General features: G+C 63.5%; 18 protein-coding genes and 1 riboswitch. Of the genes, 5 read left to right on the top strand and 13 right to left on the bottom strand.

The features are described 5' to 3' along the window. The first annotated feature begins 1 nt into the window (after window position 1). Complete coding sequence (locus ACWPW0_RS03365) at window positions 2-3,283, top strand: carboxyl transferase domain-containing protein (RefSeq protein ID WP_454254418.1); 3,282 nt, start codon at window positions 2-4, stop codon at window positions 3,281-3,283. 143 nt (window positions 3,284-3,426) lie between these two features. On the opposite strand, the gene ACWPW0_RS03360 is transcribed toward ACWPW0_RS03365, so the two are convergent. Then, window positions 3,427-4,374, bottom strand: a complete 948-nt coding sequence (locus tag ACWPW0_RS03360; protein ID WP_454254417.1) for an MrcB family domain-containing protein — start codon at window positions 4,372-4,374, stop codon at window positions 3,427-3,429. A gap of 460 nt (window positions 4,375-4,834) precedes the next feature. Here ACWPW0_RS03360 and dxs point away from each other — a divergent pair, with 460 nt between their 5' ends. Beyond that, window positions 4,835-6,730, top strand: coding sequence for a 1-deoxy-D-xylulose-5-phosphate synthase (dxs, locus tag ACWPW0_RS03355; RefSeq protein WP_454254416.1), 1,896 nt, complete (start codon window positions 4,835-4,837; stop codon window positions 6,728-6,730). A gap of 181 nt (window positions 6,731-6,911) precedes the next feature. Here dxs and ACWPW0_RS03350 read toward each other — a convergent pair whose 3' ends face one another. From ACWPW0_RS03350 to nrdR, 12 genes are all read right to left on the bottom strand, one after another. Continuing rightward, window positions 6,912-7,331, bottom strand: a complete 420-nt coding sequence (locus tag ACWPW0_RS03350) for an MFS transporter (protein WP_447588981.1) — start codon at window positions 7,329-7,331, stop codon at window positions 6,912-6,914. Then, a complete protein-coding gene (gene ribA, locus ACWPW0_RS03345; RefSeq protein ID WP_447588979.1) occupies window positions 7,328-7,939 on the bottom strand; it encodes a GTP cyclohydrolase II in 612 nt (203 codons plus the stop codon). The genes ACWPW0_RS03350 and ribA overlap by 4 nt, the downstream gene beginning before the upstream one ends. A 121-nt stretch (window positions 7,940-8,060) precedes the next feature. Beyond that, a complete protein-coding gene (locus ACWPW0_RS03340) occupies window positions 8,061-8,714 on the bottom strand; it encodes a retropepsin-like aspartic protease family protein (RefSeq protein WP_447588977.1) in 654 nt (217 codons plus the stop codon). Window positions 8,715-8,880: 166 nt separating this feature from the next. Then, window positions 8,881-9,378, bottom strand: coding sequence for a phosphatidylglycerophosphatase A family protein (locus ACWPW0_RS03335; RefSeq protein WP_454254415.1), 498 nt, complete (start codon window positions 9,376-9,378; stop codon window positions 8,881-8,883). After that, window positions 9,371-10,336, bottom strand: a complete 966-nt coding sequence (gene thiL / locus ACWPW0_RS03330; protein WP_454256689.1) for a thiamine-phosphate kinase — start codon at window positions 10,334-10,336, stop codon at window positions 9,371-9,373. The genes ACWPW0_RS03335 and thiL overlap by 8 nt, the downstream gene beginning before the upstream one ends. A gap of 99 nt (window positions 10,337-10,435) precedes the next feature. Then, window positions 10,436-10,921, bottom strand: coding sequence for a transcription antitermination factor NusB (nusB, locus tag ACWPW0_RS03325; protein WP_447588973.1), 486 nt, complete (start codon window positions 10,919-10,921; stop codon window positions 10,436-10,438). Continuing rightward, complete coding sequence (gene ribH / locus ACWPW0_RS03320) at window positions 10,918-11,394, bottom strand: 6,7-dimethyl-8-ribityllumazine synthase (protein ID WP_447588971.1); 477 nt, start codon at window positions 11,392-11,394, stop codon at window positions 10,918-10,920. Before ribH ends, nusB begins: the two co-directional genes overlap by 4 nt. Before the next feature lie 232 nt (window positions 11,395-11,626). Beyond that, window positions 11,627-12,706 carry a bifunctional 3,4-dihydroxy-2-butanone-4-phosphate synthase/GTP cyclohydrolase II gene (gene ribBA, locus ACWPW0_RS03315; RefSeq protein WP_447588969.1) on the bottom strand — a complete coding sequence of 360 codons (1,080 nt, stop codon included), beginning with the start codon at window positions 12,704-12,706 and terminating at the stop codon, window positions 11,627-11,629. A gap of 13 nt (window positions 12,707-12,719) precedes the next feature. Next, window positions 12,720-13,382: a riboflavin synthase gene (locus tag ACWPW0_RS03310; protein WP_454254414.1), complete on the bottom strand. Its 663-nt coding sequence runs from the start codon at window positions 13,380-13,382 to the stop codon at window positions 12,720-12,722. A gap of 25 nt (window positions 13,383-13,407) precedes the next feature. Further along, a complete protein-coding gene (locus ACWPW0_RS03305; RefSeq protein ID WP_454254413.1) occupies window positions 13,408-13,869 on the bottom strand; it encodes a 6,7-dimethyl-8-ribityllumazine synthase in 462 nt (153 codons plus the stop codon). Window positions 13,870-13,959: 90 nt separating this feature from the next. Further along, a riboswitch (FMN riboswitch) is annotated at window positions 13,960-14,114 on the bottom strand. A gap of 90 nt (window positions 14,115-14,204) precedes the next feature. Beyond that, window positions 14,205-15,335 carry a bifunctional diaminohydroxyphosphoribosylaminopyrimidine deaminase/5-amino-6-(5-phosphoribosylamino)uracil reductase RibD gene (gene ribD / locus ACWPW0_RS03300; RefSeq protein ID WP_454254412.1) on the bottom strand — a complete coding sequence of 377 codons (1,131 nt, stop codon included), beginning with the start codon at window positions 15,333-15,335 and terminating at the stop codon, window positions 14,205-14,207. Continuing rightward, complete coding sequence (nrdR, locus tag ACWPW0_RS03295) at window positions 15,332-15,796, bottom strand: transcriptional regulator NrdR (RefSeq protein ID WP_192331693.1); 465 nt, start codon at window positions 15,794-15,796, stop codon at window positions 15,332-15,334. The genes ribD and nrdR overlap by 4 nt, the downstream gene beginning before the upstream one ends. Before the next feature lie 192 nt (window positions 15,797-15,988). Here nrdR and ACWPW0_RS03290 point away from each other — a divergent pair, with 192 nt between their 5' ends. The 3 genes from ACWPW0_RS03290 (at window position 15,989) to trxA (ending at window position 18,149) form a co-directional block, all read left to right on the top strand. Then, window positions 15,989-16,426: a YbaY family lipoprotein gene (locus ACWPW0_RS03290; RefSeq protein WP_454254411.1), complete on the top strand. Its 438-nt coding sequence runs from the start codon at window positions 15,989-15,991 to the stop codon at window positions 16,424-16,426. Beyond that, window positions 16,423-17,091 (top strand): class I SAM-dependent methyltransferase, encoded by a 669-nt coding sequence (locus ACWPW0_RS03285; RefSeq protein ID WP_447588962.1) that lies wholly within the window; start codon window positions 16,423-16,425, stop codon window positions 17,089-17,091. Before ACWPW0_RS03290 ends, ACWPW0_RS03285 begins: the two co-directional genes overlap by 4 nt. Window positions 17,092-17,276: 185 nt before the next feature. Beyond that, on the top strand, window positions 17,277-18,149 hold the full coding sequence (trxA, locus tag ACWPW0_RS03280) for a thioredoxin (RefSeq protein ID WP_454254410.1): 873 nt from the start codon (window positions 17,277-17,279) through the stop codon (window positions 18,147-18,149).

Below are 18,149 nucleotides of genomic sequence, written 5' to 3'. Positions count from 1 at the left end.
CATGTTCCAAGCCCTGCTGATCGCCAACCGTGGCGAAATCGCCATCCGTATCGCCCGTGCCTGTGCCGACCTGGATATCCGTTCGGTCGCCGTCTTCGCCGAGGACGACGCCGCCAGCCTGCACACACGCAAGGCCGACCTCGCCATACCGCTCAAAGGCCGTGGCGTGCCGGCCTACCTGGACATGGACCAGCTGATCGCGATTGCCGTCGCACAGGGTTGCGACGCGATCCACCCTGGCTACGGCTTTCTCGCCGAGAACGCCGAGTTCGCCCGTCGCTGCGCCACGGCCGGCATCCGCTTCGTCGGCCCGGCACCCGAGGTGCTCGAGCTGTTTGGCGACAAGGCCGCCGCCCGCGCATTGGCCGAACGCTGCGAAGTGCCGTTGGTCGCCGGCCTCAACCAGGCGGTGACGCTGGAGCAGGCCCGCGACTTTCTGAACAGCCTCGGTGCCGGGGGAGCAGTGATGCTCAAGGCCCTGGCCGGCGGCGGCGGACGCGGCATGCGCGCGGTGTTCAGCGAGGCCGAACTGGCCGAAGCCTACGCCCGCTGCCAGTCCGAAGCGCAGGCGGCGTTCGGCAACGGCGCGCTGTATGTCGAGCAACTGGTCAGCCAGGCACGGCACATCGAAGTGCAGGTGCTGGGCGACGGCAGTGGCGCGGTCAGCCACCTGTGGGAGCGTGACTGCAGCCTGCAACGGCGCAACCAGAAACTCATCGAGATCGCTCCCAGCCCCGGCCTGGCTGCCGACGTGCGTGAGGCGATCATCGCCTGCGCGCTGAAACTGGCCGGCGAGGTGAACTACCAGGGCATCGGCACCTTCGAATTCCTCCTCGACGAGGGCCAGGCCGGGCGCTTCTATTTCATGGAAGCCAACCCGCGGGTGCAGGTGGAACACACCGTCACCGAGCAGGTCACCGGGGTCGATCTGCTGCAAACGCAACTGCGCCTGATCGCCGGGGCGTCCCTGGCCGAGCTGGGCCTGAGCCAGGCACCTGCTCTCGATGGCTATGCCGTGCAACTGCGCATCAACCTGGAAACCCAGCTCGCCGACGGCAGCACCCGCCCGGCGGTTGGCACCCTGAGCGCCTACGAGCCGCCGAGTGGCCCCGGCCTGCGCGTCGATGGCTACGGCTACGCCGGCTACCCGGTCAGCCCCAGCTACGACTCGCTGCTGGCCAAGCTGATCGCCCATGGCAGCGACTACCCAGCCGCCCTGCGCCGGGTCTATCGCGCCGCCTGTGAATTCCGCCTGGAAGGAGTGGCCAACAACCTGCACCTGCTGCAGAACCTGCTGCGCCGCAATGAGGTGCAGAGCAACCAGGTCAGCACCCGTTTCGTCGAAACCCACCTGACCGACCTGCTCGCGCCCCAGCAGCAGGCGCATCCTCACCACTACTTCAACAACACCGCGGCCAGCACCAGCGCCCAGCGCCAGCAGGTCGATGCCCCGGCCGGCACCCTGGCGCTGAACACGCCGAGCACCGGCGTGGTGGTGTGCCTCGAGGTGGCCGAGGGCGACAGTGTCGCCGCTGGCCAGGATGTCGCCGTATTGGAAGCGATGAAGATGGAGTTCGTGGTCAAGGCCACGCAGAGCGGCATCGTCCGCGCCATCGCCGTACAGCCGGGCGACGCCCTGGGCGAAGGCCAGGCGTTGCTGTTCATCGAGCCCGCCGAGGTCAGCGCCGCAGATGGCCAGGACGAACAGAGCCTGGACCTGGCGCACATCCGCGCCGACCTCGCCGAAGTACTGGAACGCCATGACCGCCTGACCGATGCGCGCCGCCCGCAGGCCGTGGCCAAGCGCCGCAAGACCGGCCAGCGCACCACCCGCGAGAACCTCGCCGACCTGCTCGACGAAGGCAGCTTCATCGAATACGGCGCCATGGCCCTGGCCGCCCAGCGTCGTCGCCGCTCGCCGGAAGAACTGCTGGAGTTGAGCCCGGCCGACGGCCTGGTGGCCGGCATCGGCACGGTCAACGCCGGGCAGTTCGGCAAGGAGCAGGCGCGTTGCATGACCATCGCCTACGACTACACGGTATTCGCCGGCACGCAGGGCGTGATCAACCACAAGAAGACCGACCGCATGCTCGGCCTGGCCGAACAGTGGCGCCTGCCGCTGGTGCTGTTCGCCGAGGGCGGCGGCGGTCGCCCGGGCGATACCGACTTCGTCGGCGTGGCCGGGCTCGATTGCCACACCTTCGTCGGCCTGGCCAGGCTGTCCGGCCTGGTCCCTACAATAGGGATTGTCTCGGGCCGCTGCTTCGCCGGCAACGCCGCGCTGCTGGGCTGCTGCGACGTGATCATCGCCGCCAAGGACGCCACCCTCGGCATGGCCGGCCCGGCGATGATCGAAGGTGGCGGCCTGGGCAGCTTCACGCCCGAGCAGGTCGGTCCGGTATCGGTGCAAGGCCCCAACGGGGTGATTGACGTACTGGTCGAGGATGAGACCGAAGCCGTGGCCGTGGCCAAGCAATACCTGTCCTACTTCCAGGGCCCGCTGAGCGACTGGCAATGCGCCGACCAGCGTGAGCTGCGCCACCTGATCCCGGAAAACCGCCTGCGCGTCTACGACATCCGCCAGGTCATCGAAACCCTGGCCGACAACGGCAGCGTGCTGGAACTGCGTCGCCAGTTCGCACCGGGGCTGATCACCGCCTTCATCCGCATCGAAGGCAAGCCGTTCGGCCTGATCGCCAACAACCCAGGCCACCTGGGCGGCGCTATCGACGCAGTATCCGGCGACAAGGCCGCACGCTTCATGCAACTGTGCGACGCCTTCGATATCCCAATGCTCTCGCTGTGCGACACCCCCGGCTTCATGGTCGGTCCGGAGGCGGAGAAGCAGGGCACGGTGCGCCACGTCTCACGCATGTTCGTCGCCGCCGCCAGCCTCAGCGTGCCGTTCTTCACCGTGGTGCTGCGCAAGGGCTACGGCCTCGGCGCCCAGGCCATGGCCGCCGGCAGCTTTCACTCGCCGCTGTTCACCATCGCCTGGCCCAGCGGCGAGTTCGGCGCCATGGGCCTGGAGGGCGCGGTGCGCCTGGGCTTCGCCAAGGAGCTGGAAGCCCAGCCGGATGAGGCGGCCAAGCAGGCGCTGTTCGCCAAGCTGGTGGCCAAGGCCTACGAAAACGGCAAAGGGCTGAACATGGCCAGCTACCTGGAGATCGACGCGGTGATCGACCCGCTGGAAACCCGTGCCTGGCTGCTGCGCGGCCTGAATGCGGTGCCCAAGGCACCCGCGCGGGAAGGCAAGAAACGGCCGTTTGTCGATACGTGGTAAGTTTTAGCGTCCACATAGACAACCCTTCCCCACGTTAGGGGAAGGGCGACGTCGATACGGCATTAAGTTTTCCTATAACGACTGAGACCTGACTAAGCGACGCACTCTAGCTCGAGAGTGAAACGAGCGACTTACGCACATGGTTAAGCCACCACATACACTGCCTTAAACTCCTCTACTCGACCTACAAACTCTGTTTTGTGGATCATCCGATGACAGTTCGAGCAGAGAACTGTGAAGTCTTTTCTAGGATCCAAACCTATTTTTCTACCTTTCAGGGTGCTTACTGGTGTCAGGTGATGAGCTTCAATAAAACCCTTGCCAAGCGCACCATATTTCTTCTCAAAATCAAATCCGCAAGACCTGCACACATAGCCTTGTAATTCCTTTACTTTCTTTGCGAGCTTTTGATTTCTCTCAATACGCTTATGCTCGCGGAGCTCAGTACATTCCTCAATACTCAAGTACTCCTCATCATCCTCAGCTATCACAGAGGATTGCTGCGAGCTTTGATTTATGACAAGCGCCAGATACAGATCAATAAATTCATTAAGCTGAGCCTCCAACTCCGAGTTACTTGGCAATGCGCCAACCTGATAATACCTAGAGTAGATAGCACCACTCTCATACAACTCACCAAGACTCATTTTACGAACAGACTTCAGATCTATTGGGCCGATCACTAGGGCAGGCGACTCATACGGAACCTTAGCCACATAATTAACCGCTTTAACTTTTAAAGCATTTTTTACTGAGCTTCCGTACTGCCGCTTAATATCAGTCACTCCCTGATTTAGCGAGAGATACAAGCCACTGCCATCCTCACAAAATAGATAAACCAAATAGAATCCCTTTTGTGGAGTATCTGTTACTGTTTTATCAAGAATTGCTACCCACGGAACACTGGTCCACACACCTTTCCCTGCACTACCTTTTACTAAAAATCGATCATAGGAACCGAGATAGCTATTTATAATTTTCGGGAGTCCCGTGCGTATAAATTCGGCTAGAGGATTTCCTGCAAATGAGTTGGACTCCTTCTCTGCTACGTATTCAGATAGGATTTTTTCTAGCGCTTGTTTCAGGTTCACCAATAACTCCCTTTGGAGGGTTAACTATAAATAGGCGCTAGTGCGCCTTTAAACACACCACGGAGCGCGCCACACTTCTCCGCAGAGCTGGTGCGAGACTTGTTAATCAGGGCGTCACAATAGGAAGGGATATTCGGCACCTAGCTCTGCAATTCCTTTTGCCAGGCTACTGGCATGCTGCTGAGCGTAATAGCGTGCACAGCCCAATACAACGGTGTAATGGCCACTTGCTACAAAGCAAGTGGCACGCTGACTGAAACCGCCGATGGAAAGCAGTGAGCCGGGGTACGCTGGCCGGCGCTACATATTGTCGCGGGCCAGCTACAGCGCCTAAGTGCGGTAGGGTTACCCGCCGCCGCACACGTGCCGCCGCCCCCATCGGCGAAGCCAGGGGTGGATAAATACCGGGCAGAAAATAGGGTAAACTCCCGCATCTTTTATACCTATAACGATTCGCCTGATGCCCACGACGTTCCACGAGATACCCCGCGAACGCCCAGTCACGCCGCTGCTGGACCAGGCCGACACGCCGATCGGTCTGCGCCGCCTGGCGGAAACCGAGCTGGAAACCCTCGCCGACGAACTGCGCCAGTACCTGCTGTACAGCGTGGGGCAGAGCGGCGGGCATTTCGGTGCCGGCCTCGGTGTGATCGAGCTGACGATTGCCTTGCACTACGTCTTCGATACCCCGGACGATCGCCTGGTGTGGGACGTCGGCCATCAGGCCTACCCGCACAAGATCCTCACCGGCCGCCGCGAGCGCATGGCCAGCCTGCGCCAGAAGGACGGCCTGGCCGCCTTCCCGCGGCGCAGCGAGAGCGAGTACGACACCTTCGGCGTCGGCCACTCCAGCACCAGCATCAGCGCCGCCCTGGGCATGGCCATCGCCGCGCGCATGACCGGCAGCAAGCGCAAAAGCGTGGCGGTGATCGGCGACGGTGCGCTGACCGCCGGCATGGCCTTCGAGGCACTGAACCACGCCTCCGACGTCAAGGCCAACATGCTCGTGGTGCTCAACGACAACGACATGTCGATCTCCAAGAATGTCGGCGGCCTGTCCAACTACCTGGCCAAGATCCTCTCCAGCCGCACCTACGCCAACATGCGCGAGGGCAGCAAGAAGGTCCTGTCCAAGCTGCCGGGCGCCTGGGAAATCGCACGCAAGACTGAAGAACACGCCAAGGGCATGCTGGTCTCCGGGACGCTGTTCGAGGAGCTGGGCTGGAACTACATCGGCCCCATCGACGGCCATGACCTGCCCACCCTGCTGGCCACGCTGCGCAACATGCGCGACCTGGAAGGCCCGCAGTTCCTGCATGTGATCACCAAGAAGGGCAAGGGCTTCGCCCCGGCCGAGGCCGACCCGATCGGCTACCACGCGATCACCAAGCTGGAGCCGATCAACGCGCCTGCCGCGCCGAAGCAAGACGCCGGGCCGAAATACTCGGCGGTGTTCGGCCAGTGGCTGTGCGACACGGCCGCCGTCGACCCGCGCCTGGTCGGCATCACCCCAGCGATGAAGGAAGGCTCCGACCTCGTGGCCTTCAGCGAACAGTACCCGGATCGCTATTTCGATGTAGCCATTGCCGAGCAGCACGCGGTGACCCTGGCTGCCGGCATGGCCTGCGACGGCGTCAAGCCAGTGGTAGCGATCTACTCCACCTTCCTGCAACGTGCCTACGACCAACTGATCCACGACGTGGCCGTGCAGCACCTCGACGTGCTGTTCGCCATCGACCGTGCCGGCCTGGTCGGCGAAGATGGCCCGACCCACGCCGGCAGCTTCGACCTCTCCTACCTGCGCTGCATCCCCGGCATGCTGGTGATGACGCCGAGCGACGAGAACGAATTGCGCCGCATGCTCACCACCGGCTATCTGTTCGATGGCCCGGCGGCAGTGCGCTATCCGCGTGGCAGCGGCCCGAATGCCACGCTGGAGCCCGGCCTGCAGCCGCTGGAGATCGGCAAGGGCGTGGTACGTCGCGAAGGCAAGCGCGTCGCCCTGCTGGTGTTCGGCGTGCAACTGGCCGATGCGCTCAAGGTTGGCGAAACGCTGGATGCGACGGTAGTCGACATGCGCTTCGTCAAACCACTGGACGAAGCACTGGTGCGCGACCTGGCGGGGCGTCACGAACTACTGGTGACCATCGAGGAAAACGCCATCATGGGCGGCGCGGGCAGCGCAGTCAGCGAGTTCCTCGCCGAGCAGAACCTGCTCACGCCAACCCTCCACCTCGGCCTGCCCGACAGCTATGTGGAGCACGCCAAGCCGGCACAGATGCTGGCCGAGTGCGGCCTCAATGAAGCCGGTATCGAGCAGGCAATCCGCCAGCGCCTGGCACTGCTGAAAGGCTGAATACAGGCGGTGCGCGTCCTGCGCACCGCCCTGCTATCGACAAAAAGAACGCTTGAGACTGCTCTGCGGGCGCCGGATTTGCGCCTGCGCGCATCCGGACATGAAGCCAGCACACGCACGCCTGGGCGTTCCCGGCAGTACGAATACCGGATCGTGCGTTGGGCCCATCAAACCATGAAGATCAGTCGGCGAAGGGCGGCACGCGGTACAGGCAAAGAATGATCACGCTGGTCAGCGCCAGGAGGAACAGGGCGACCGCATTGAGGCCACTGAACAGCGCTACGGCAGCGATCCAGGCCGGCAGGCCGGCGGCCAGAAAGCCCACCCGTCGGCGACGTGCCAGCTCGATCCAGGCGGCGGGCTCTTCTGGCGTACCCAACACCTTCGGCATGCCGATCAACGCGCGCTTGTAGGCGGAAAAGATCGGCAGGGTGACAAACATCGAGGCAATACCCGCGATGAAGAAGGGTACCTCCAGCACAGGGAATACCTTGGCCTGACTGCCGAACACCAGACTCAACACGAACAGCGGAGCAAGACTCAGCGCCAGGTAGCGCCACCACTCCAGAGCGAGCCGGCGACGCACCTCGGCGCGGGTCATTCGGCCTCTTCCTGATGCAGGGCGCCGAGCATGTGCCCGAGCTTGCCGGCCTTGGTCGCCAGGTATTTGCTGTTGTGCGGGTTGAGGCCGAACTGCAGCGGCATGCGCTCGGCGACGCGAATACCGAAGCCCTCGAGAGCGTTGACCTTGCGCGGGTTGTTGGTCATCAGGCGGATGGCGCTGATGCCGAGGTGATCGAGCATCGGCAGGCAGATCGAGTAATCACGCTGGTCGGCAGCGAAGCCCAGACGTTCGTTGGCTTCGACCGTATCGGCACCACCGTCCTGCAGCTCGTAGGCGCGAATCTTGTTCAGCAGGCCGATGCCACGCCCTTCCTGACGCAGGTACAGCAGCACACCGCGCCCCTCATTGGAGATGGCCCGCAGCGCCGCCTCCAGCTGTGCGCCACAATCGCAGCGCTGGCTGAACAGCGCATCACCGGTCAGGCATTCGGAATGCAAGCGCCCCAGTACGGGCTCGCCATCCGCGACATCACCGAGGGTCAGCGCCACATGTTCCTTGCCGGTCTCCTCATCGAGGAAGCCATGCATGGTGAACACGCCGAAAGGCGTAGGCAGTTTGGAGGCGGCGACGAAGACAACGGACACCGGATGCTCCTGTAGAGTTGTCGGCGGGAAAGAACGGCATTGTATCAGCAGCATCTGCTAGCAGCGCAGCGTGAATTGTGGCGCATAACCATCGAGCCCCTCGATTGAAGGCCTCGCGTGTTTAAAGCTTGGACTCCAGCAGCAGCACGCCATTGTCCTCGCGCCAGCGCACCTGATTCAGAAAGCTCATGCCCAGCAATACCTCACTGGGCGCATTGCCTTCGAGAACCGCCGCTTCGACGCCCAGCACTTCGATGGCGCCGACCTTGACGCTGTCGAGCTTGACCCGCCAGGCCTTGACGTTACCGCCGGCGGTGCTGGCGATCAGCGGGCGCCCGGTGGCACGGTAGTCGATACCGAGGCGACGGGCCTGATCTTCGTTCATCGCCACCGATGTGGCGCCGGTATCGACCAGAAACTGCACCGGATGACCGGACAACGAACCCGCCACCCAATAATGCCCGCCATTGGCCCGGCTGATGCTGACCGTGACCTTCTGCGGCGTGCTGCTGCCGCTCTGCCGGTATTCACGGGACAGGCTGTAGCTGCGCTCGACGCCATCGACACGCAGCACGGCACCCTTGCTGTTGGCGCTGACGACTTCGACACCACCCGGCCCGACCTGACCGGCACGAACCAGTTTGCGCTGACCCTCGACCAGCAACACTGCCGCATCGGGGAACAGACCGACCACCTGGACCTGGGTCTCCTCTGCCTGCACCACGCCGGCAAACACCAGCAACAGGCTGGCCACGAACAACTCAAGGCGACGCATCGACATGCTCCATGTGTCTATCGAAGAGGTAAGGCACGTCCAGCTGCAACGTAACGGCCAACGTTCATCAGTATTGGCAAAGCCCATCAGCCAGGGCAATCCTGGCAACGCAGTAATGCGATAGCGGTCCGGCTATAAGGCCTGCCACCTCATCCAAAGCCTGCTCTCAGGTCAACCAAATCACCTGCAGCCAGACAAGCAGCTGCATGGTCAGCCAGGCGAACACACCGGCCAGTACATCGTCGAGCATGATGCCGACACCACCATGCACGTGCCGGTCGATCCAGCGGATCGGCCAGGGCTTGAGAATGTCGAAGAAACGGAAAACCAGGAAGCCGATCAGCAACCAGTACCAGCCCTCGGGCACCAGCCACAGGGTGATCCACATGCCGACCATCTCGTCCCAGACGATGCCTTCGTGGTCATGCACGCCCATGTCCTCGGCCACCTTGCCGCACAGCCAGAAGCCGAACAGCATGGTGATGCCGAGCATCAGCCAGTACCCCCAGTCCGGCAGCATCTGCCACAACGGGATAAAGGGAATCGCCACCAGCGAGCCCCAGGTGCCCGGCGCCTTCGGCAAGGTGCCGGAGCCGAAGCCGAATGCCAGGAAATGCCAGGGATTACGCCAGACCTGGGGCTGAACCTTTACTGCGTCAGTCATCCGTGTTTCCGAAATGTTGATAGCCCGTGCGGGGTGGAGTGATGAGCTGGCCATTGCCATCCACGAGCTGTACGCCCTGCCCGTCCAACACTCGACCAATCACCTGCATTGCAGGCCACTGGGCCTGAACAGCCACAAGGTGCTCCTCGGGCAGGGTAAATGCCAGTACGTAATCGTCGCCACCAGCCAGCGCACAATCGGTCGCAGCCTCGCCGGCAAACAGGCGTAGCGCGGTGGATAGCGGGATTTGCTCTCGCTCGATCTGCAGAGCGACAGCGGATGCCAGGGCAACATGCCCGCAGTCGGCGAGCAGGCCATCGGAGATATCCAGCGCTGCCGTGGCCTTGCCACGCAGCAACTCGCCCAACTCCAGCTGAGGAAGCGGCGACCAGTACTGTCGCAGCAGCGGCTCAGCCTGATCCGCCGGCGCCTCACGCTGCCCCAGCACCAGCGGCAAGGCACCGGCGGCATCGCCCAATACGCCACCGACGCAGAGCAGGTCGCCAGGTCGGGCGCCGCTACGGGTCAATGCCTGGCCAACGGGCACACGACCGAAAACGGTCAGAGTCAGGCTCAATGGACCACGGGTGGTGTCACCACCGACCAGCGCCATCCGGCAGGTTTGCGCCATCTGCGACAAGCCGGCGGCGAATGCGTGCAGCCACGCCGACTCAGCAGTGTCCAGCGTGAGCGCCAGGGTAAATGCCAGTGGCGTCGCCCCCATGGCCGCCAGATCGCTGGCAGCCACCGCCAGCGCACGCTGACCGAGCAGGAAGGGATCACAGGAAAGGGGGAAGTGCACACCGACAACCAGGGTATCGGTAGAAACGGCGAGTTGCTCGCCAGCAGGAATGTTCAGCAGGGCACAGTCATCGCCAATGCCCAGGGCGACCGCTTCGCCCGCCTGCGCGCACGGCGCGGCGGCGAAGAAACGGCGGATCAGCTCGAACTCACCCACCGTAACAACCCAGCAACGCCCCATCTGTGACGGGGCGTATCCAGCAGGTCGGCTGGTGCGCGCGGCGCACCCTACGCAAGCGCTGCCGGCTCATGCCCGTTAGCGCCTGTGTGCGTTGACTTCGGCGGCACGCAGGCGCGGTGCCAGCTTGTCCAGCACACCGTTGACGAACTTGTGTCCGTCGGTGGCGCCGAACACCTTGGCCAGCTCGATGCCTTCGTTGATCACCACGCGGTACGGCACATCGACCCGGTTGAGCAGTTCCCAGGTGGACAGGCGCAGGATCGCCAGTTCAACAGGGTCCAGTTCTTCCAGCGCACGGTCCAGGCACGGCACGATGGCCTCGTCGATCTCGGTCTTGCGCTGTGGCACGCCATGCAGGATCTCGCGGAAGTAGGCACCGTCGACACCGCTGAAATCGTTGTCGACACGGAACTGCGCCTCGATTTCGTTGAGTGACTGCCCAGCCATGTGCCACTGATACAGGGCCTGCATGGCCAGGCTGCGCGCGACGCGACGCGTGGCGATCTTGCCCTTGGCTTTGGGCTGCGGGGCGTCCTGGCTGTCGTCGTGATTAAGGCTCACTTGGCCTCCAACTGCGCCAGCAGACTGACCATTTCCAGGGCGGACAGCGCAGCTTCGGCGCCCTTGTTACCAGCCTTGGTGCCGGAACGCTCGATGGCCTGCTCAATGGAGTCGACCGTCAGCACGCCGAAGGACACCGGCACGCCGTATTCCATGGAAACCTGGGCCAGGCCCTTGGTGCACTCGCCAGCCACGTATTCGAAGTGCGGGGTGCCGCCACGAATCACTGCGCCCAGGGCGATGAGAGCCGCGTATTCGCCACGCTGGGCGACTTTCTGAGCAACCAGGGGAATTTCGAAGGCACCCGGCGCGCGAATGATGGTGATGTCACTCTCGCTCACGCCATGGCGTACCAGGGCGTCGACCGCGCCGCTGACCAGGCTTTCTACAACGAAGCTGTTGAAGCGGCCAACCACCAGGGCGTAGCGGCCTTTGGGGGCGATGAAAGTACCTTCGATGGTCTGCAGGGTCATGGCGAGTCTCAGTCTGTATAAAGAGCCGGAATGCCACCGGCACTCCGTTGTTGAAAATTAGCCCACTACGAGCTTGTGGTCCTGCTCAAAGGCTGCGAGCTAGAGCCGGACTAGGCGGAAATGGCCGAGGGACCGGACTGGGCCCGCACTCGGGTTTACATACGGTAAATGAGCATCCCGAGGCCATTTCCAACGACGTACGGCCGACGCGCAGTAGTCTTTGGGCTGGGCCCTACTCAGCGGGCAGGTATTCTACTACTTCCAGGTCAAAGCCGGATATCGCGTTGAACTTCATCGGCGAGCTCATCAGGCGCATCTTGCGCACACCGAGGTCACGCAGGATCTGCGAACCGGCACCGACCGTGCTGTAAGTCGACGGATTGGCCGGTTGCTGCCGTCCGACCAGGGCCAGCAGCTCAGGGCCGGTCAGCGGATTACCCAGCAGCAGCACCACGCCGCTACCCGCCTTGGCCACCTCGGCCATCGCCGCGCGCAGGCTCCAACGGCCTGGCTGATTGACCAGGAACAGGTCGCGCAGCGGGTCCATGTTGTGCACGCGCACCAGGGTTGGCTCCTCGGGGCAGACCTTGCCCAGGGTCAGCGCCATGTGCGCGGTGTCTTCCACGCCGTCGCGGTAGGTCACCAGGTTGAACTGGCCCAGCTCGGTGTCCAACGGCTGCTCGCTGATGCGCTCGACCGTGCGCTCATGGATCAGGCGGTAGTGGATCAGGTCGGCGATGGTGCCGATCTTGATGCCGTGCTGCTGGGCGAACTCTTCCAGCTCCGGGCGACGGGACATGGTGCCGTCGTCGTTCATGATTTCGCAGATCACCCCGCTCGGCTCGAAACCGCCCATGCGCGCCAGGTCGCAGGCCGCTTCGGTGTGGCCGGCACGCGCCAGTACGCCACCCGGCTGGGCCATCAACGGAAAGATATGGCCCGGGCTGACGATATCGTTGGCGACGGCGCTCTTCGAGGCCGCGGCCTGCACGGTGCGGGCACGGTCGGCGGCAGAAATGCCAGTGGTGACGCCTTCGGCGGCCTCGATGGAGACAGTGAACTTGGTGCCGAAACCGGAGCCATTGCGCGGTGCCATCAGCGGCAGCTTGAGCAGCTCGCAACGCTCTTTGGTCATCGGCATGCAGATCAGGCCACGGGCAAAGCGCGCCATGAAGTTGATGTGTTCGGCGGTCACGCATTCGGAGGCGATGATCAGGTCACCTTCGTTCTCGCGGTCCTCGTCATCCATGAGGATGACCATCTTGCCGGCACGGATGTCTTCGACCAGTTCTTCAATGCTGTTCAGGGCCATGATGGCAATTCCTTCAATTCTTCAGGTAGCCGTGTTCGGCCAGAAAGCTTTCACTGATGCCGGAAGCGGCGGGCTCGGCAGCCTTGTCGCCGAGCAGCAGGCGCTCCAGGTAGCGAGCCAGCAGGTCGACTTCGAGATTGACCTGCCGACCGGGGCGGTAGTCATCCATGATGGTCTCGACCAGGGTGTGCGGCACGATGGTCAGCTCGAACTCGGCGCCATTCACCGCGTTTACCGTGAGGCTGGTGCCGTCGACGGTGATCGAGCCCTTGAGCGCAATGTACTTGGCCAGCTCACGCGGCGCACGAATGCGGAACTGGATGGCGCGGGCATTTTCTTCACGCGCAACGACCTCGCCGACACCGTCGACGTGGCCACTGACCAGGTGACCACCGAGGCGACTGGTCGGCGTCAGGGCCTTCTCCAGGTTGACCCGGCTACCGGACTTGAGGTCGACGAAGGCCGTACGGGTCAGGGTTTCCCGACTGACATCGGCCCAGAAACCGTCACCCGGCAACTCAACGGCGGTCAGGCAGACGCCATTGACCGCGATGCTGTCGCCCAGCACGACATCGCCCAGATCGAGCTTGCCGGTCTTGACGTAGACACGCACGTCGCCACCCTTGGGGGTAATGGCGGCAATGCTGCCGATGGATGCGATGATTCCAGTGAACATGGGAGCTCCTTACACCAATGCGGCTTCAGACCGGCAATTCTACGAGCTTGCGCAGGGTATCGGCGCAGGTACGTGCCGCCTCCGCGCCCTTGACCCGAAAATGCTCGAGGAAGAACGTCTGGTGCTCTTCCCCGGCATGGAAATGATGGGGCGTCAGTACCGCCGAAAACACCGGCACGTCGGTATCCAGCTGCACCTGCATCAGGCCTTCGACCACGGCCTGGGCAACGAACTCGTGACGGTAGATACCACCATCGACCACCAGGCCAGCGGCGACGATCCCGGCATAACGACCACTGCGGGCCAGGCGTTTGGCGTGCAGCGGAATCTCGAAGGCCCCGGCGACTTCGAAGCAGTCGATGTCGCTCTGGGCATAGCCCTGGCGCTGCATCTCTTCGATAAAGGCATTGCGTGACTGGTCGACGATATCGCGGTGCCAACAGGCCTGCACGAAGGCGACCCGGCGCACGGAGGAGGAAATGGACATGTTTGCGAACTCCTGTTTATGGCTAAAACAGGGCAATCTGGATCGATAGGGATTTTCGCGGGCGCAGACGGACGGCGCCCTGGAAGGGAATCCCGCTCTCTCTTCATCCGGACTATGACCGTCGGCCCCGGAATCACACCGGGTCTGCTGACCTCGCGCGGCTGGTGCCGTAGCGAGCGCTCGCGGGCTAGACGCTGTGCGCCATTACCGCCGGTGGGGAATTACACCCCGCCCTGAGAACGTTGCAGCCATTTGCAGGCTGCGGCTGGCTTTTTACCACAATTGGCGGGATGAAACAGCTGCAAGCGGCGCAGACCGATCATTCACCATCCTGATTATTGAGGCGCAGGCACTGCCGTAATGCGCCAGTCATCTCCCACGGCCCGCATGTCGACGATGCGCAGCGCTGGCGCTTCGGCCATGCGCGCCAGTGGCCAGTCCAGCAACGGACGCGCGCTGGAGCCGAGGAACTTGGCGGCAACGAACAGCTGGTATTCATCGACCAAACCAGCCCGGGCAAACGCCCCGGCCAACCGAGGGCCGGCCTCGACCAGCACCTCATTGGCACCGCGCCCGGCCAGCTCGGCCAGCAACTTGCGCAGGTCGACATGGCCGTTGCTGCCCGGTACGGCGAGCAATTCGTGGCCATCTTCGAGGAAGCGATCACGTGCCGAGGCGGCCGCGCACGTGGCGACCAGCGCGGCGCCCGCCTGGTAGAACGGCGCCGACAACGGCACCCGCAGGCGGCCGTCGACCAACACGCGCAGCGGTGGACGCGTCAGCGCCAATGCGGTCAACTCCGCGCCGAGGCCCAACTCATCGGGACGCACGGTCAGCCGCGCCTGGTCCGCCAGCACCGTGTCGGCGCCGGTCAGGATCACACTGGCCTGCGCCCGCAGGCGCTGCACCGCCGAACGGGCCTCAGGGCCGGTTATCCACTGGCTCTCGCCATTGGCCATCGCCGTACGGCCGTCCAGGCTCATCGCCAGTTTGACCCGTACGAACGGCAGCCCCTGCTCCATGCGTTTGATGAAGCCAGCATTCAAGCTGCGGGCTTCTACCTCCAGCACGCCACTGCTGACCGCGATGCCCGTTTGCATCAGGCGTAGCAGGCCACGGCCGGACACCTCGGGATTCGGGTCCTGCATGGCCGCCACCACCCGCGAGACGCCGGCGGCGACCAGCGCATCGGCGCAGGGCGGCGTACGCCCATGATGGCTGCAGGGTTCCAGGGTGACATAGGCCGTCGCGCCACGAGCCTTGTCACCCGCCTGGCGCAGGGCATGCACCTCGGCGTGCGGCTCGCCAGCGCGGGCGTGCCAGCCTTCGCCGACGATCTGCCCGTCGCGCACGATGACGCAACCGACACGCGGATTGGGATGAGTGGAGTACAAACCCTTGCGCGCCAGTTCGAGCGCGCGGGCCATGAAATGCTGGTCAGGTAACGTCGCCTGGCCGCCGCTCATGCTTTCGACGGCTCGCGGGAGATACGCTCTATTTCCTCACGGAACTCGTTGAGGTCCTGGAAGCGCCGGTACACGGAGGCGAAGCGGATATAGGCGACTTCGTCGAGCTTCTGCAACTCGGTCATCACCAGTTCGCCCAGCACCAGCGACTTCACTTCGCGCTCACCGGTGGCGCGCAGCTTCTGCTTGATGTGGGCAATGGCCTCTTCCAGGCGCTCGATGCTGACCGGGCGCTTTTCCAGCGCACGCTGCATGCCGGCCCGCAGCTTTTCTTCGTCGAAGGGCTGGCGGCTGCCGTCCTGCTTGATCAGGCGTGGCATCACCAGTTCGGCGGTTTCGAAGGTGGTGAAACGCTCACCACAGGCCAGGCACTCGCGACGGCGACGCACCTGCTCGCCCTCGGCGACCAGGCGCGAATCGATGACCTTGGTGTCGTTGGCAGCGCAAAAAGGACAATGCATGACAGGAAGACGCCCGGGAAATGGTGGCTCATGGTAGCGCAACACACCCAGGCCAGGACAAGCCAGCGCTTATGCCCGCACAAACAGCGGCTCATGCGCTGACCTGCAGGCCCCGCCGGCGCTTTCCTTTGCATTTGTCCCGCCGCTGCTGGGAAAATCGGACGCATTGCCCTCACCTGTACTGGTAGCCCGATGACCCTGCGTCTGCTCACCCTTTTCGGCCTGATCACCTTGCTCACGGCCTGTTCCTCCGAATCGCCAAGGCCAGACCCTGCCGAACCGGTAAAATCGATCAAGATCCCTGAGCAGGCACCTGCGGCATTCCTCCATGAACTGCAGGGCAAACTGCTCGGTGTGCCAGCCAAGGCCGATGTCGAACTGGCGCTGCTCGTGGTGGATGAGCGCGGTCGCCCGCAGCGCCTGCTGTCGAGCCAGAAACTGGTCGGTTCCGGCAACGCCCTGCCGTTTCGCCTGGACTTCAACCCGGCCTCGTTCCCAACCAATCAGAAGGTCGAGCTGCGCGGGCGCGCCAGCCAGTCCGGTCGTTTGATTCTGCACCTGCCATCGCGCCTGATTCAGAGCGCCGACTCGCAAGCGGTGGGTGACTTGCAGCTCGTGCCGGCACCGTGAACGCCCCCGTTGCCCTGCAAGACGCCCTGAGCCAGTTGCTTGGCGATGCCCGCCTGGTTGCCGAAACCCTGCCCGGTACCGACCTGAAACTGTGGCTGATCGATGCGGCGAACATGGACCGCAGCTTCAGCCCGGAAGAAACCCGGCGTATTCTCGAAGAGCCGCCCTATTGGTGCTTCTGCTGGGCCAGCGGCCTGGTGCTGGCGCGCTGGTTGGCCGAACGCCCGAACTGGGTACGCGGCAAGCGCGTGCTGGACTTCGGGGCGGGTTCCGGCGTGGCAGCGATCGCCGCGGCCAAGGCCGGTGCCGCCGAGGTGGTGGCCTGCGACCTCGACCCGCTGGCGCTCGACGCCTGCCGCGCCAATGCCGCGTTGAACGGTGTAGAGCTGAACTATTCGGCGGACTTCTTCGCCGAGGCCGACCGCTTCGACCTGATCATCGTCGCCGATGTGCTCTACGACCGCGCCAACCTGCCGCTGCTCGACCAGTTCCTCAGCCGTGGGCGCCAGGCGCTGGTCGCCGACTCGCGCGTGCGCGACTTCCAGCACCCGCTGTACCAGCGCCTCGACATGCTCGATGCCTGCACCTGGCCGGACCTGGCCGAGCCAGCCGAGTTTCGCCACGTCAGCCTGTATCATGCGCAACGCCTTGCACAGCAGGCGTAGCTCTGTTGCCCACCCTTGCGGGCAACAGGAGTGCCCCCACGGGATACCAAGCCGGCCAGATCATCGGCAATGTCAGACATAGCCCAGACGTAATCCAGGCACAGTAAGCGCCCCTGCCCTTGTATCGTGGACAGCACGCCCGCATTAAACAGAACATTCGCACTTCGCTATTGCAGAGACCGACCATGAGCGATTCCCCGTACATCTTCGATATTTCCGGCACCGCCAGCTTCGAACAGCTGGTGATCGAGAACTCCTTCCACAAACCGGTGCTGGTGGATTTCTGGGCCGAATGGTGCGCACCGTGCAAAGCGCTGATGCCGCTGCTGGCGAAGATCACCGAGGAATACCGCGGCGAATTGCTGCTGGCCAAGGTCAACTGCGACATCGAGCAGGACATCGTTGCCCGCTTCGGTATCCGCAGCCTGCCGACCGTGGTGCTGTTCAAGGACGGTCAGCCGGTCGACGGCTTTGCCGGCGCCCAGCCCGAGTCGGCAATCCGTGAACTGCTCAAGCCTCATGTCGCCGAACCCGCGCCCGAAGCGGCCGACCCGTTCGAGAGCGCCCAGGCGCTGTTCGCCGAAGGGCGTATTGCCGAAGCCGAAGCCGTACTGAAACAGATCCTCAGCGAAAACAACGAGAACGCCGCAGCGCTGATTCTCTATGCCCGCTGCCTGGCCGAGCGCGGTGAACTGGGTGAAGCGGAAGTCGTGCTGGGCGCGGTCAAGGGCGATGAACACAAACAGGCCCTGGCTGGCGCCAAGGCGCAACTGACCTTCTTGCGCCAGGCCAATGACCTGCCGGATAGCGCCGAGCTGAAAAGCCGCCTGGCGCAAAACCCGGATGACGACGAAGCGCTGTACCAACTGGCCGTGCAGCAACTGGCGCGCCAGCAGTACGAAGCAGCACTGGACGGCCTGCTCAAGCTGTTCGTGCGCAACCGCAGCCATGCCGAAGGCATCGCCCACAAGACCCTGCTGCAGGTGTTCGACCTGCTCGGCAACGACCACCCGCTGGTAACCCTGTACCGGCGCAAGCTGTACCAGGCGATCTACTGA

It is taken from the genome of Pseudomonas sp. Marseille-Q8238, from assembly GCF_965111915.1.
Note: the sequence above shows the minus strand (reverse complement) of the source record. Positions and strands in the feature narration are given on the sequence as shown.